Raw genomic sequence first — 14,877 nt, 5'->3', positions numbered from 1 at the left:
TTTTGGGGGTGGTTGTGCGGGTGGGGTTTGGGGGGGGGGGGGCTGGGGGGGGCGGTGGGGGGGGGGGGGGGGGGGGGGGGGGGGGGGGGTCGGGGGGGGGGGGGGGGGGGGGGGGGGGGGGGGCCCCCCCCCCCCCCGCCGTGGCGACCGGACGGTGCGGATCAGCCGGTGAATCCGGCCACGTTCTCCTTGGTCACCACCTTCACCGGCACCATGACCGTTTCCTCGACCTTCTTGCCCTCAGCGGCCCGCAGCGCGTTGTCGACCGCGATCCGGCCCAGCTGCGAGGGCTGCTGCGCCACCGACGCGTACAGCGTGCCCGCCTTGACCGCGGTGAGTCCGTCCGGCTCACCGTCGAAGCCGACGACCTGGACGGACTTCCCGGCCTTCGACCCCAGCGCCTTGATCGCGCCGAGCGCCATCTCGTCGTTCTCGGCGAAGACGCCCTGGACGTCCGGGTGGGCCTGGAGGAGGTTCGTCATCACGTCGAGGCCCTTGGTGCGGTCGAAGTCGGCGGGCTGCTCGGCGACGACCTGGATGCCCGGGTAGGCCTTCAGGCCCTCCGCGAAGCCCGCGCCGCGCTCACGGCTCGCGGACGTCCCGGCCAGACCCTGCAGGATCACGATCTTGCCCTTGCCGCCGAGCTTCTCGGCCAGCGCCTTGGCGCCCAGCTTGCCGCCCTCGACGTTGTCGGAGGCGACCAGCGCGGCCGTCTTCGCCTTGTTGACGCCTCGGTCGACGCCCACGACGGGGACGCCCGCCTTGTTCGCGGCCCGCACCGCCGGACCCGCGGCGTCCGAGTCCACCGGGTTGACGACGATCGCGCCGAGGCCCGAGCTGGTGAAGTTCTGCAGCTGGTTGGCCTGCTGCGAGGCGTCGTTCTGCGCGTCCGTGACGGTCAGGTCGACGCCCAGCTTCTTGGCCTCCGCCTGCGCGCCCTGCTTGATCTGCACGAAGAACGGGTTGTTGAGGGTGGACAGCGACAGGCCCACCTTCGGCGTGGTGGACGACGAGCCGCCGTGCAGGAAGGACATCCCGCCCACCACGGCCACCGCGACCACGGCCGCGAGCGCGTACGTCAGCGTCTGCCGGCCCCGGCCGCCCGGAGAGGTGCCGGCGGCCACGGGGGTGGCCCCGGCCTTGCGGCGCACGGTGTCGAGGAGCACCGCCAGGGCGATCACGACACCGATGACGACCTGCTGCCAGAAGGCGGACACCGACAGGAGGTTCAGGCCGTTGCGCAGCACCGCCAGGATCAGCGCGCCGATCAGCGTGCCCGACGCCTTGCCGGTGCCGCCCGCGAGGGAGGCGCCGCCGATGACGACCGCGGCGATCGCGTCCAGCTCGTAGCCGTTGGCGGCCTGCGGCTGCGCGGAGGACAGGCGCGCGGCGAGCACGATGCCCGCGGCCGCGGCGAACAGACCCGACAGCGCGTAGATCGCGATCTTCTGCTTCTTCACCCGCAGACCCGACAGACGGGCCGCTTCCTCGTTGCCGCCGATCGCGTACATGGAACGGCCGATGTACGTACGCCCGAGGACGAACGCGGTGATCAGGCCCATGACGACCATGACGAGGACCGGCACGGGCAGCCAGCCGCCCAGCGTGTCACCGAGGTGCGACACCGAGTTCGGGAACGCGATCGGGGAGCCCTGCGAGATGACCAGCGACAGACCGCGGCCCACCGACAGCATGGCGAGGGTCGCGATGAACGGCGGGAGCTTCCCGTACGAGATCAGGATGCCGTTGACGAGGCCGGCGGCGAGGCCGGTCGCGATCGCCAGGATCACCGCTATCGCGACGGGGACGCCCGCCGACGTGGCGCTCCAGGCCAGGACGGTGGCCGACAGCGCGGCGACCGAACCCACCGACAGGTCGATGCCCGCCGAGACGATCACGAAGGTGACGCCGAAGGCGAGGATGGCCGTGACGGCCGCCTGGACGCCGATGTTCAGGAGGTTGTCGGTCGTCAGGAAGTCGCCGGACAGCGCCGACATCGCGATGACGAGGACGATCAGTGCGGTGAGCGCGCCGTTGTCGAGCAGGAGTCTGCGGACCCCCGCGGCGCCACCGGCGCCCGCTGTGCTCTTGAGCGTGTCAGTGGCCACGGGTGGCCTCCATTTCGTTCACAGACGTGGTGGGTGTGCTGACGGCGAGCGCCATGACGGAGTCCTGCGTCGCCTCGTCGGCGGTCAGTTCGCCCGCGATCCGGCCCTGGGCCATCACCAGCACCCGGTCGCTCATGCCGAGCACCTCGGGCAGATCGCTGGAGATCATCAGGACGGCGGCGCCCGCGGCCGTGAGTTCGTTGATCAGCTGGTAGATCTCGACCTTGGCGCCGACGTCGATACCGCGCGTCGGCTCGTCGAGGATGAGCACCTTGGTGTTCGCCAGGAGCCACTTGCCGATGACGACCTTCTGCTGGTTGCCACCGGAGAGCGTGCGCACGTGCTGGCCGAGACCGGCCATCCGCACGCGGAGCTGGTCGGCGACCTTGGCCGCGGCGGCGTGCTGCCCCTTGCGGTCGACGAGCCCGCCGCGGGTCGCGGCCCGCATGGTCACGAGTCCGAGGTTCTCCTCGATGGACGCGTCAAGGACGAGCCCCTGGCCCTTGCGGTCCTCGGGGACGAGCCCGATCCCGGCCTCCATCGCGGCGTTCACGTCGTAGCGGCGCACCTGGGTGCCGGCGACGCGCACGGCTCCCCGGTCATAGGGATCGGCGCCGAACAGGGCCCGTACGACCTCCGTACGGCCGGCCCCCACCAGCCCCGCGATGCCGACGACCTCACCGGCCCGCACCTCGAACGACACGTCGTGGAAGACCCCGTCCCGGGTGAGCCCCTCGACGGTGAGCAACGCCGCGCCGGCATCGGGCCGTTCGCGCGGGTACTGCTGCTCGATCGACCGTCCCACCATGAGGCGCACGAGCTCGTCCTCGGGCGTGGAGGCGGGCACCTGCCCGACGCTCCTGCCGTCGCGGATCACGGTCACCCGGTCCCCGAGAGCGGCGATCTCCTCCAGATGGTGGGTGATGAAGACGATGCCGACGCCGTCCTCACGCAGTGAGCGCACGATGGCGAACAGCTTCTCGACCTCTTCGGAGGTGAGCACGGCCGTCGGCTCGTCCATGATGAGCACGCGCGCGTTGAGGCTGAGCGCCTTCGCGATCTCGACCATCTGGAGCCGGGCGATGCCCAGTTCGCGCACCCGCGCGCGGGGCGACACGTGCACGCCGACGCGTTCGAGGAGTTCGGCGGCGTCCGCCTCCATCTTCTTGCGGTCGATCATGCCGAAACGGCGCGGCTGGCGGCCCAGGAAGATGTTCTCGGCGACGGTCAGGTCGGGAACGAGGTTGAACTCCTGGTAGATGGTGGCGATCCCGAGGCGCTCGGAGTCCTGCGCACCGTGGATGCGCACCTCCTCGCCGCCGACCAGGATCCGGCCGGCGTCGGGGCGGTAGGCGCCGGAGAGCATCTTGATGAGGGTGCTCTTGCCCGCGCCGTTCTCACCGAGCAGCACGTGCACCTCGCCGCGGCGCAGATCGAAGTCGACGCCGTCGAGCGCGACCACGCCGGGGAAGGTCTTGCGTATGCCTTCGATGCGCAGCAACTCGTCCGGGTTGCTCACGACTGGCTCCTTTGTACGGGGAACTGCACAGCGGGGGCCTGTGCAGGCGGCTCGCCGCACGAGCGGCGTACGACGAGACGGGCGGGGAGGGTGACGGACTCGGGGTGCCGCCCCTCGATGCGGTCGACCAGCGCGCGCACGGCGGCGCGTCCCAGCCGGCCCGTGGGCTGGGCGATCGCGGTGATCGGCGGATCGGTGTGCACGAACCACGGGATGTCGTCGAACGCGGCGAGCGCGATGTCGTCCGGCACCCGCAGCCCGCGCGCCCGGACGGCGTCCAGGGCGCCGAGCGCCATCAGGTTGTCGGCGGCGAAGACGACCTCGGGCGGCTCGGGCAGGTCGAGGAACGCCTCGATGGCGCGTCGCCCGCTCTCCGCCTGGAAGTCGCCCTGGCCGATGTAGGCGTCCGGGAGGGGGAGCCCGTACTCGGCCAGCGCCTCGCGGAAGGCCTCGACACGCTCACGGCCGGTCGTGGTCGCCGCCGGACCGGCGATGATCGCGAGCCGCCGGTGGCTCAGCCCGTGCAGATGACGGACGAGATCGTGGACGGCGGCGCGGCCGTCGGAGCGTACGACGGGTACGTCGACGCCCGCGATCCACCGGTCGACGAAGACCATCGGGGTGCCGGCCCGCGCGGCGTCCAGCATGAGCGGCGACCCGCCGTCCGTCGGGGAGACGAGCAGCCCGTCGATCCGCCGGTCCAGCAGGGTCCGCACATGGTGGTCCTGGAGGTCGGGCCGCTCGTCGGCGTTGCCGATGATCACGCTGTAGCCGAGGGCGCGGGCCTCCTCCTCGACGGAGCGGGCCAGATGGGTGAAGTACGGGTTGAGCACGTCGCTGATGACCAGGCCGAGGGTGCGGGTCTGGTCGGTGCGCAGGGACCGGGCGACGGCGTTCGGGCGGTAGCCCAGCGCCTCGACGGCGGCCAGCACACGGGTGCGTGCCTCGGCGCTGACCGACGGGTGGTCGTTCAGGACGCGCGACACCGTGGCGACGGAGAGCCCCGCCTCGGCGGCGACGTCCTTGATGCTCGCCATCGCCGGACCACCTCCTTGTGAGTCCGTGGAATCGTTTTCACGACTGACAAAGAGGATTGGAAACGATTACATTCCGGCCTTCAAGGGGTGGAGTCAGGGCGAGACCGGATTGTGACCTGTGTGACGGGGGTCACTTGGGGCGGGCGGGGTCATGGGGCAGCGCGGTCGGCAGCGGCGCGGTCGGTGCGATGGTCGTCAACGTCCGTCGAGGACTCCCTGGTTGAGGGGAGCCACCGGCTGACGTCGCGTCAGGGCAGCGCGCCCTGCCGGGAGCTGAACTGCCGGGTGCTCACCGTTGCCCGGCCCACCCGCCCCCGCGTGCTCACCGTTGTCCGGCCCACCCGCCCCCGTCTGTCACACCCCGGCGGTAGCGTCGGATCATGACCAAGGAGGCGAGTCGGGCGGGGCTGGCGGAAGCGGCCGGGAGCGGCGAGCGGCGGCTCGCCGTGCTGGAGGGTGTGCTCGAGCGGATCACGTACGCCAACGAGGAGAACGGATACACCGTCGCCCGCGTCGACACCGGCCGCGGCGGAGGCGATCTGCTCACCGTCGTCGGCGCGCTGCTCGGTGCCCAGGTGGGGGAGTCGCTGAGGATGGAGGGCCGCTGGGGGTCGCACCCCCAGTACGGCCGGCAGTTCACCGTGGAGAACTACACGACCGTCCTCCCGGCCACCGTCCAGGGCATCCGCCGCTACCTCGGTTCGGGCCTGGTCAAGGGCATCGGGCCCGTCTTCGCCGACCGGATCACCCAGCACTTCGGGCTGGACACCCTGAAGATCATCGAGGAGGAGCCCGAGCGGCTCATCGAGGTCCCCGGCCTCGGCCCGAAGCGCACCAAGAAGATCGCCGACGCCTGGGAGGAGCAGAAGGCGATCAAGGAGGTCATGCTCTTCCTGCAGACCGTCGAGGTGTCCACCTCCATCGCCGTCCGCATCTACAAGAAGTACGGCGACGCCTCCATCTCCGTCGTCAGGAACCAGCCGTACCGGCTCGCCGCCGACGTCTGGGGCATCGGCTTCCTCACCGCAGACCGCATCGCCCAGTCCGTCGGCATCCCGCACGACAGTCCCGAGCGCGTCAAGGCCGGCCTGCAGTACGCGCTGTCGCAGTCCGCGGACCAGGGGCACTGCTACCTCCCGCAGGAGCAGCTCATCGCCGACGCCGTCAAGCTCCTCCAGGTCGACACAGGGCTCGTCATCGAGTGCCTCGCGGAGCTGGCGGCATCCCCCGAGGACGGCGACGACCCCGGTGTCGTACGGGAGAAGGTGCCCGGGCCGGACGGAGGGGACCCCGTCGCCGCCGTCTACCTGGTCCCCTTCCACCGCGCCGAACTCTCCCTCTCCGCCCAGTTGCTGCGCCTCCTGCGCACCGACGAGGACCGGATGCCCGCCTTCCGGGACGTGGCCTGGGACAAGGCCCTGGGCTGGCTCAAGGGGCGTACGGGCGCCGACCTCGCGCCTGAGCAGGAGCAGGCCGTACGGCTTGCGCTGACCGAGAAGGTCGCCGTCCTCACCGGCGGTCCCGGCTGCGGCAAGTCGTTCACCGTACGGTCCATCGTCGAGCTGGCCCGGGCCAAGCGGGCCAAGGTCGTGCTCGCCGCGCCCACCGGACGCGCCGCCAAGCGCCTGTCCGAGCTGACCGGCGCCGAGGCCTCCACCGTGCACCGGCTCCTTGAGCTGAAGCCCGGCGGCGACGCGGCGTACGACAGGGACCGCCCGCTGGACGCGGACCTGGTCGTCGTCGACGAGGCCTCCATGCTCGACCTGCTGCTCGCCAACAAGCTGGTCAAGGCCGTGCCGCCCGGCGCCCACCTCCTCTTCGTCGGCGACGTCGACCAGCTGCCGAGCGTGGGTGCCGGCGAGGTCCTCCGGGACCTGCTGGCCGACGGCAGCCCGATTCCGGCCGTCCGGCTCACCCGAGTGTTCCGCCAGGCCCAGCAGTCCGGCGTCGTCACCAACGCGCACCGCATCAATGCCGGACAGCACCCCCTCACCGACGGCCTGAAGGACTTCTTCCTCTTCGTCGAGGACGACACCGAGGCGGCCGGCCGGCTCACCGTGGACGTGGCGGCGCGGCGGATCCCGGCCCGCTTCGGCCTCGACCCGCGCCGCGACGTGCAGGTGCTGGCGCCCATGCACCGCGGACCCGCCGGCGCGGGCACCCTCAACGGCCTGCTCCAGCAGGCGATCACCCCCGCCCGCCCGGACCTGCCCGAGAAGCGGTTCGGCGGCCGCGTCTTCCGCGTCGGCGACAAGGTGACCCAGATTCGCAACAATTACGAGAAGGGCAAGAACGGTGTCTTCAACGGCACCGTCGGCGTGGTCACCGCGCTCGACCCGGTCGATCAGCGCCTGACGGTGCTGACGGACGAGGACGAGGAGGTGGCGTACGAGTTCGACGAGCTCGACGAGCTGGCCCACGCCTACGCGGTGACGATCCACCGCTCCCAGGGCAGCGAGTATCCGGCGGTGGTCATCCCGGTCACCACCGGGGCCTGGATGATGCTCCAGCGCAACCTGCTCTACACCGCGGTCACCCGGGCCAAGAAGCTGGTGGTGCTCGTCGGTTCACGCAAGGCGATCGGGCAGGCGGTACGCACGGTGTCGGCCGGCCGCCGCTGCACGGCACTGGACTTCAGGCTGTCGCCACGGCCCCTGGACGGCTGAACCCTCCCGTCGACCCGGCGGCTCCGCCCCGTCACCCCGGTCATGGAAAAAATGATCGATCAAATGAGTCGCGAAGGTCACAGAGCACTTCCGGAACCGGTCGGAGGGGGGCAGGATGAGCAGGTTGACGGCACTCAGTGCCGCCGATGAGCCCAACGGCCGACCCCGAGTGCACTCTCCTGCGCCAAATGGGGGATGGTAGAGACAGTCAGGGCACCTCGAAGATGAGGCACTACGTCGGTGAGGGAAGACGTGAGCGACAACTCTGTAGTACTGCGGTACAACAGCAACGAGTACACCTACCCGGTGGTCGACAGCACCGTCGGTGACAAGGGCTTCGACATCGGGAAGCTCCGCGCCCAGACCGGTCTGGTGACCCTGGACAGCGGCTACGGCAACACCGCCGCCTACAAATCCGCCATCACCTACCTCGACGGCGAGCAGGGCATCCTCCGGTACCGCGGCTACCCGATCGAGCAGCTGGCCGAGCGCTCCACCTTCCTGGAGGTCGCCTACCTGCTGATCAACGGCGAGCTGCCCACGGTCGACGAGCTCTCCGCCTTCAAGAACGACATCACCCAGCACACCCTGCTGCACGAGGACGTCAAGAACTTCTACAAGGGCTTCCCGCGCGACGCCCACCCGATGGCGATGCTGTCCTCGGTGGTCTCCGCGCTGTCCACCTTCTACCAGGACAGCCACAACCCGTTCGACGAGAAGCAGCGCAACCTCTCCACCATCCGCCTGCTCGCCAAGCTTCCGACGATCGCGGCGTACGCCTACAAGAAGTCGATCGGTCACCCGTTCGTCTACCCGCGCAACGACCTCGGCTACGTCGAGAACTTCCTGCGCATGACCTTCTCGGTCCCCGCGCAGGAGTTCGAGCTGGACCCGGTCGTCGTGTCCGCGCTCGACAAGCTGCTGATCCTGCACGCCGACCACGAGCAGAACTGTTCGACCTCCACGGTCCGCCTGGTGGGCTCCTCGCAGGCCAACATGTTCGCCTCGATCTCGGCCGGCATCAACGCGCTGTGGGGCCCGCTGCACGGCGGCGCCAACCAGTCCGTCCTGGAGATGCTCGAGGGCATCCGCGACTCCGGCAACGACGTCGACACCTTCATCCGCAAGGTGAAGAACAAGGAGGACGGCGTCCGCCTGATGGGCTTCGGCCACCGGGTCTACAAGAACTTCGACCCGCGCGCCAAGATCATCAAGGCCGCCGCGCACGACGTCCTCTCCGCCCTGGGCAAGGAGGACGAGCTCCTCGACATCGCGCTCAAGCTGGAGGAGCACGCGCTGTCCGACGACTACTTCGTCGAGCGCAAGCTCTACCCGAACGTGGACTTCTACACCGGCCTGATCTACCGCGCCATGGGCTTCCCGACCGAGATGTTCACGGTCCTGTTCGCCCTCGGCCGCCTGCCGGGCTGGATCGCCCAGTGGCACGAGATGATCAAGGAGCCGGGCTCCCGCATCGGCCGCCCGCGCCAGATCTACACGGGTGTCGTCGAGCGGGACTTCGTTCCCGTCGAGGAGCGCTGACAGCGTTCACCGCAGCCTGGCCCGGCGAGTGAGCCGAAGGGGCGGGCCGGTGTCGAGAGCGCTGGGGGTCCCCCCTGCTCGAGCTGAGTCGAGAGCTCGGGGGAGCCCGGAGGTCCGAAGGGCCGAGCACGGTCGTGCTCTCGACACCGCCACGCGCCGGTAGGCGCATGTCGGTACTGCGGCGCCCCGGAGGCGAACCGAGCCACGGAAAACAGAAGGCGCCCCGGCGCGCCGGTCCCCCCACGGGCCGACGACCAGGGCGCCTTCCCATGTCCCGGTGCGGATTCCCCCCACGGGATCCGGCCGGGCGTCTGCGGGACAGCGCCTGAATCGCTGTGAGCAAAACGAGCAGAAGTCGGCATACCACTGCGGTGCGGTCTGCCGGGACGCGTACGGACGGGAGGGCCGCTCAAAGCTCCCCGGTGTACGTGCCCCGGCAACGCAGTTTCCCGAGGACGTCCCCCAAGACATCCCCAGATGTCGGTCACGCCCCCCAAGACGCTTCCGACATCGCCAACTTAGACCCACGAACCCTTCCGCTGGTTACGTTCACGTCACTGTGATCTGTGTCTCTTGCGCACCACCTGAAGATGCGCAAGAGCCTCGACACGTTGATCGAGGCCCCAGCGTAAGGATGCTGCGCGGGCCTTGTGAAGAGCTTATGTGAGGCTCGCTTCCGACTCTAGAGGGACTCTTACCGCTCCGTCCCGGGAACCGCGCCACGAGGCCGGCGCGTCTGCTGCGCCCTCATGAGAACGCCCGCAGCCGCAGGCTGTTCGTGACCACGAACACCGACGAGAAGGCCATGGCCGCACCCGCGATCATGGGGTTGAGGAAGCCCCCCGCGGCCAGCGGCAGGGCGGCCACGTTGTACCCGAACGCCCATGCCAGGTTCCCCTTGATCGTGGCGAGCGTGCGCCGTGACAGCCGGATGGCGTCCGCGGCCACCCGCAGGTCCCCGCGCACCAGCGTCAGATCGCTCGCCTCGATCGCCGCGTCCGTCCCGGTGCCCATGGCCAGGCCCAGATCGGCGGTGGCGAGGGCGGCCGCGTCGTTGACGCCGTCGCCGACCATGGCGACGGTCCGCCCCTCGCCCTGGAGCCGCCGGACGACGCCGACCTTGTCCTCGGGCAGCACCTCGGCGATCACGTCCGCGCCGTCGATGCCCACGGCCCTCGCCACCGCCTCGGCCACCGTCCGGTTGTCCCCGGTCAGCAGCACCGGCCGCAGCCCCACCGCGCGCAGGTCCCGTACGGCTTCGGCGCTGGTCTCCTTGATGGCGTCGGCCACGGTGACGACACCGAGTGCCACACCGTCCCGGACGACCACGACGGCCGTGCGTCCCTCCGTCTCGGCCCCGGCCTTCGCGCGGGCCAGCGGCTCCGGGAGCACGCCGGGGAAGCGGCCCACCGTGACCTCGTGTCCCTCGACGCGGCCGCGCACGCCGAGTCCGGGCACGTTCTCGAAGTGCTCCGGCGCGGGAAGGTCACCGAGGCGCTTCTGAGCGCCTTCCGCGACCGCCCGGGCGATCGGGTGCTCGGAGGCGTGTTCCAGGGCCCCTGCGAGCCGCAGAACCTCCTTCTCGTCGCTGTCCTCGACGGCGTGCACCTCCTGGAGCGTCATCCGGCCGGTGGTCACCGTTCCGGTCTTGTCCAGGACCACGGTGTCGACCCGCCGTGTGGACTCCAGCACCTCGGGACCCTTGATCAGGATTCCCAGCTGGGCGCCGCGGCCCGTGCCGACCATCAGGGCGGTCGGGGTGGCGAGGCCCAGCGCGCAGGGGCAGGCGATGATCAGCACCGCGACCGCCGCGGTGAAGGCGGCGACGGTGTCCCCGGTGACGCCGAGCCACACCCCGAAGGTGCCGAGCGCGATCAGCAGCACCACGGGCACGAAGATCCCGGAGACGCGGTCGGCGAGGCGCTGCACCTCGGCCTTGCCGTTCTGCGCGTCCTCCACGAGCCGCGCCATCCGCGCGAGCTGGGTGTCCGCGCCGACCCGCGTCGCCTCGACCACCAGCCGGCCCCCGGCGTTCACGGTCGCGCCGGTCACGGAATCGCCCACCGCCACATCGACCGGCACCGACTCGCCGGTGAGCATGGACGCGTCGACCGCGGAGACGCCCTCCACGACGGTCCCGTCGGTGGCGATCTTCTCACCGGGCCGGACCACGAACCGGTCGCCGACGGCCAGCCGCGCCACCGGAACGCGCACCTCGCGTCCCTCCCGCAGCACCGCGACGTCCTTCGCGCCCAGTTCGAGCAGGGCCTTCAGGGCCGCGCCCGCGCGCCGCTTGGAGCGGGCCTCCAGGTAGCGGCCGAGCAGGATGAACGCGACGACACCGGCGGCCACCTCGAGGTAGATCGCGGACGACCCGTCCGTACGGGAGACGGTGAGCTCGAAGCCGTGGCGCATACCGGGCATGCCCGCGTGCCCCCAGAACAGCGCCCACAGCGACCAGCCGAACGCGGCGAGCGTGCCGACCGAGACGAGTGTGTCCATGGTGGCCGCGCCGTGCCGGGCGCCTGTGAACGCCGCCTTGTGGAACGGCAGTGCGCCCCATACGACGACGGGTGAGGCGAGGGTGAGCGAGAGCCACTGCCAGTTGTCGAACTGCAGGGCCGGAACCATCGCGAGCAGCACGACGGGCAGGGCGAGCAGCGCGGAGACGGTCAGGCGCTGACGGAGAGAGGCGAGCTCCGGGTCTTTTTCGAGCCCCGTAGGATCCTCGGTCCCGGCAGGCCGTTCCGGTTGCGGGGGCGGGGGTTCCTCGGCGGTGTAGCCGGTCTTCACCACCGTGGCGATCAGATCGGCGACCTGGATCCCCTCGGGGTAGGAGACCTTCGCCTTCTCCGTCGCGAAGTTGACGGTGGCGGTGACGCCGTCCATCCGGTTGAGCTTCTTCTCGACACGGGCCGCGCAGGAGGCGCAGGTCATGCCGCCGATCGTGAGCTCGACCTCGGAACGCGCGGTCGTGTCGTTCATCGGGGCTGGTGCAGTGGTGCTGGTCATGTCCGGACTCCAGACAACGGACCGGGCCGTGCGGAGCCAGTATCAGCTGGTCGGTACGGCCCGGTGCGGTGGGCGATGCCGGTGGTTCAGGCCTTGCCGACGAGCTCGAAGCCCGCCTCGTCGACCGCGGCGCGCACGGCCTCTTCGTCGAGGGGGGCGGCGGAGACGACCGTGACCTCGCCGGTGGATGCGACGGCGGAGACCGAGGTGACGCCGTCGATGCCGGAGATCTCGCCGGAGACGGAGCCTTCACAGTGCCCGCAGCTCATCCCGCTCACCTTGTAGACGGTCGTCACGGAACCCGGGGTGTCGGTCTGCGCGGTCATGGCATTACTCCTCAGGGGGAGGCGTGTGGGACTTACGAGAATCACACTATACCCCCTGGGGGTACCTGATGACGGGGAGCGGGGGCGCGTCGGCGGGGCGCGTTCGGTTCGGCCGCCGTCAGTGGGGATCGCGTCCAGGTACGGAGGGCGGGGAGGAGGCCCGGGTACGGCACACGGGTGGGGCACTAGCGTTCGGCAGGAGACGGTCTCCGGGGCAGGGACCGCGGACGTGGCGGAGGGTCGGTCGTATGCGTGCGGTGGTGTTCGAGCGGTACGGGGAGCGGGCCGAGGTGCGGGAGGTGGCGGACCCGGAGCCGTCCGAGCACGGGGCCGTGGTGCGGGTCGAGGCGACGGGGCTGTGCCGCAGCGACTGGCACGGCTGGATGGGACACGATCCGGACATCAGACTCCCGCACGTGCCCGGCCATGAACTCGCCGGTGTCGTCGAGGCGGTCGGCGCCCGGGTGACGCGCTGGCGGCCCGGCGACCGGGTCACGGTGCCGTTCGTCTGCGCCTGCGGGAGCTGTCCCTCCTGCGCGGCGGGCGACCAGCAGGTGTGCGAGCGGCAGACCCAGCCGGGGTTCACGCACTGGGGGTCCTTCGCACAGTACGTGGCGCTGGAGCACGCGGACGTGAACCTGGTCGCGGTGCCGGAGGAGATGTCGTTCCGGACGGCGGCGGCGCTCGGGTGCCGGTTCGCCACGGCGTTCCGGGCGGTCGTCCAGCAGGGCCGGCCGGCCGCGGGGGAGTGGGTCGCCGTGCACGGCTGCGGGGGTGTCGGGCTGTCGGCGGTGATGATCGCGGCGGCCGTGGGCGCGCGGGTCGTGGCCGTCGACGTGTCGCCCCAGGCCCTTGAACTGGCACGGAAGTTCGGCGCGGTGGAATGTGTGGACGCGACCGGCACCGACGACACGGCCGAAGCGGTCCGCACCCTGACCGGTGGCGGCGCCCACGTCTCCCTCGACGCGCTCGGCTCCCCGGCGACGTGCGCCGCGTCGGTGAACGGACTGCGGCGCCGCGGACGTCACGTCCAGGTCGGCCTGCTGCCCTCCCCCGACGGCACCACTCCCGTCCCCGTGTCCCGGCTGATCGCCCTGGAACTGGAGATCCTCGGCAGCCACGGCATGGCGGCACACACGTATCCGCCGATGCTGGAACTGGTCCGGTCCGGCGCCGTGCGCCCCGACCTCCTGGTCACGTCGGCCATCCCGCTGTCGGCGTCCCCCGAGGCGCTGGCGACCATGGGTTCGGCACGGGGGCAGGGGGTGACGGTCGTCGAGCCGTGGAGCTGAGCCGGCCGGTCACCGGCGGCGACAGCCGGGTGGCCCGTCCCGACCGGGACGGGCCACCCGCGGGCGCCGGGGGGAGGCGTCAGGGCTCTCCGCGGCCGCGGTTGCCGGGGCGGGAGGCCACCCAGGCCCGGACCGTGTCGGCGTACCAGTAGGGCTTTCCGCCCTCCACATGGTCCGGTGGCGGAAGCAGCCCGTGTTTGCGATAGGACCTGACGGTGTCCGGCTGCACGCGGATGTGGGCGGCGATGTCCTTGTAGGACCAGAGGCGACGGTCGGTCATCTTCAAGCACCTCCTCGCGCACGCCACGGCGGCGACCGGGGGGAGGTCGTCGGGGGAGCCGGGCCCGCGCTGGCGATCACAAAGCCTGTGCCGGGTCAACGACCCACGGCGCTCGCTGGAAAGGGCCTGTGAACCCGCTGTGACAGAAGGCCCGCACAGCCGGGACATGCGTGACCGGAGGGAGTTCTTTGTGACACGGGTGGCGCAATCGGGGCGGGAGTGCCTGCGAGGATCAACGGCCCAGGGGCGGCGCCCGGAGTGGACGCCGCCCCTGGGCGGTGAACTGAGGGAGTGACGGGTGAACCACGGCACGGGGGCCGGACGCGGCACGTCCGGCCCCCGGCGCGCTACCGGCGGGAGGTGACCCGCCCCCGTCGGTACAGGATGAGCCCGCCGGTCAGCATCGCGACGCTGACGGCCGAGGCTGCGAGGAGCCCCTCACTGCCGGTCTCGGCCAGCGCGGGCAGGGTGCGCGAGGCCGCGACGGGCCGTGCGCCGGCCCGCGGGACGTCCGCCTGAGGGACACCTGCCTGCGGCGGCAGCGTTCCTTCCGGCGGGGTCGTCCCGGTGCCCGGTGGCTGGCTGCCCTGTCCCGTGCCCGGCGTCTGGGGCGTCGCACCGGACCCGGGCGGGGTGGTCGTGGTGCCGGACCCGGGCGGAGTCGTCGTGGTGCCGGACCCGGGCGGGGTGGTCGTGGTGCCGGACCCGGGCGGGGTGGTCGTGGTGCCGGACCCGGGCGGGGTGGTCGGCGTGCCGGAACCGTTGCCGCGCGGCGGCGTCTGCACCGGGACGGTCGGGGTGGGGGCGGGGGTCACGGGTGCAGGGGACGCCGTGGCGCCCCGGCCGTTGGCACAGGCGTTGCCGAACGCCGGGTTCAGCACGGCGATCACGTTGACCGTGTTGCCGCAGACATTGACGGGGACGTTCACGGGGGCCTGGACGGTGTTGCCGGACGCGAGGCCGGGTGATCCGGACGTCGAGCCGTCGGCGCTCGAATCGGCGAACACCGGGCTGCCGCACAGGGACAGAATGCCCGTCGCGGCGGCCGCCGCGACCATTCCCCTGTTCAGGGTCTGTCGCAATCTCGTTGTCTTC

Annotated in this window: 10 protein-coding genes; 3 read left to right on the top strand and 7 right to left on the bottom strand. The window is 71.2% G+C overall.

Translation table 11 applies throughout. The features are described 5' to 3' along the window. Positions 1-161: 161 nt before the first annotated feature. The 3 genes from ACFYZE_RS16520 to ACFYZE_RS16510 are packed head-to-tail and all read right to left on the bottom strand — an operon-like array spanning position 162 to position 4,664. Positions 162-2,108, bottom strand: a complete 1,947-nt coding sequence (locus tag ACFYZE_RS16520; protein ID WP_388993645.1) for a substrate-binding domain-containing protein — start codon at positions 2,106-2,108, stop codon at positions 162-164. Beyond that, positions 2,098-3,627 carry a sugar ABC transporter ATP-binding protein gene (locus tag ACFYZE_RS16515; protein WP_388993642.1) on the bottom strand — a complete coding sequence of 510 codons (1,530 nt, stop codon included), beginning with the start codon at positions 3,625-3,627 and terminating at the stop codon, positions 2,098-2,100. Before ACFYZE_RS16515 ends, ACFYZE_RS16520 begins: the two co-directional genes overlap by 11 nt. Then, positions 3,624-4,664, bottom strand: coding sequence for a LacI family DNA-binding transcriptional regulator (locus tag ACFYZE_RS16510; protein WP_388993639.1), 1,041 nt, complete (start codon positions 4,662-4,664; stop codon positions 3,624-3,626). Before ACFYZE_RS16510 ends, ACFYZE_RS16515 begins: the two co-directional genes overlap by 4 nt. Positions 4,665-5,044: 380 nt before the next feature. Here ACFYZE_RS16510 and ACFYZE_RS16505 point away from each other — a divergent pair, with 380 nt between their 5' ends. Together ACFYZE_RS16505 and ACFYZE_RS16500 are read left to right on the top strand one after the other, a co-directional pair. After that, positions 5,045-7,330, top strand: coding sequence for an ATP-dependent RecD-like DNA helicase (locus tag ACFYZE_RS16505; RefSeq protein WP_388993636.1), 2,286 nt, complete (start codon positions 5,045-5,047; stop codon positions 7,328-7,330). A gap of 252 nt (positions 7,331-7,582) precedes the next feature. After that, on the top strand, positions 7,583-8,872 hold the full coding sequence (locus tag ACFYZE_RS16500) for a citrate synthase (protein ID WP_388993633.1): 1,290 nt from the start codon (positions 7,583-7,585) through the stop codon (positions 8,870-8,872). 747 nt (positions 8,873-9,619) lie between these two features. Here ACFYZE_RS16500 and ACFYZE_RS16495 read toward each other — a convergent pair. Both ACFYZE_RS16495 and ACFYZE_RS16490 read right to left on the bottom strand, forming a co-directional pair. After that, a complete protein-coding gene (locus ACFYZE_RS16495) occupies positions 9,620-11,884 on the bottom strand; it encodes a heavy metal translocating P-type ATPase (protein WP_388993631.1) in 2,265 nt (754 codons plus the stop codon). Between the two features lie 86 nt (positions 11,885-11,970). Then, the gene (locus ACFYZE_RS16490; RefSeq protein WP_388993627.1) at positions 11,971-12,210 is read right to left on the bottom strand and encodes a heavy-metal-associated domain-containing protein; all 240 of its coding nucleotides are present in this window, start codon (positions 12,208-12,210) and stop codon (positions 11,971-11,973) included. Between the two features lie 248 nt (positions 12,211-12,458). On the opposite strand from ACFYZE_RS16490, the gene ACFYZE_RS16485 reads away from it, so the two are divergent. Next, the gene (locus ACFYZE_RS16485; protein WP_388993623.1) at positions 12,459-13,502 is read left to right on the top strand and encodes a zinc-dependent alcohol dehydrogenase family protein; all 1,044 of its coding nucleotides are present in this window, start codon (positions 12,459-12,461) and stop codon (positions 13,500-13,502) included. 79 nt (positions 13,503-13,581) lie between these two features. Here the strand turns inward: ACFYZE_RS16485 and ACFYZE_RS16480 are convergent, their stop codons facing one another. Both ACFYZE_RS16480 and ACFYZE_RS16475 read right to left on the bottom strand, forming a co-directional pair. After that, positions 13,582-13,782, bottom strand: coding sequence for a helix-turn-helix transcriptional regulator (locus tag ACFYZE_RS16480; protein ID WP_388993620.1), 201 nt, complete (start codon positions 13,780-13,782; stop codon positions 13,582-13,584). A 347-nt stretch (positions 13,783-14,129) separates the two neighbouring features. Further along, complete coding sequence (locus ACFYZE_RS16475) at positions 14,130-14,864, bottom strand: chaplin (protein WP_388993617.1); 735 nt, start codon at positions 14,862-14,864, stop codon at positions 14,130-14,132. Positions 14,865-14,877: the final 13 nt, after the last annotated feature.

The sequence above is a fragment of the Streptomyces sp. NPDC001796 genome (genome assembly GCF_042892355.1).
GTDB lineage: Bacteria > Actinomycetota > Actinomycetes > Streptomycetales > Streptomycetaceae > Streptomyces.
This window is presented reverse-complemented; position numbering and strand designations above follow the sequence as displayed.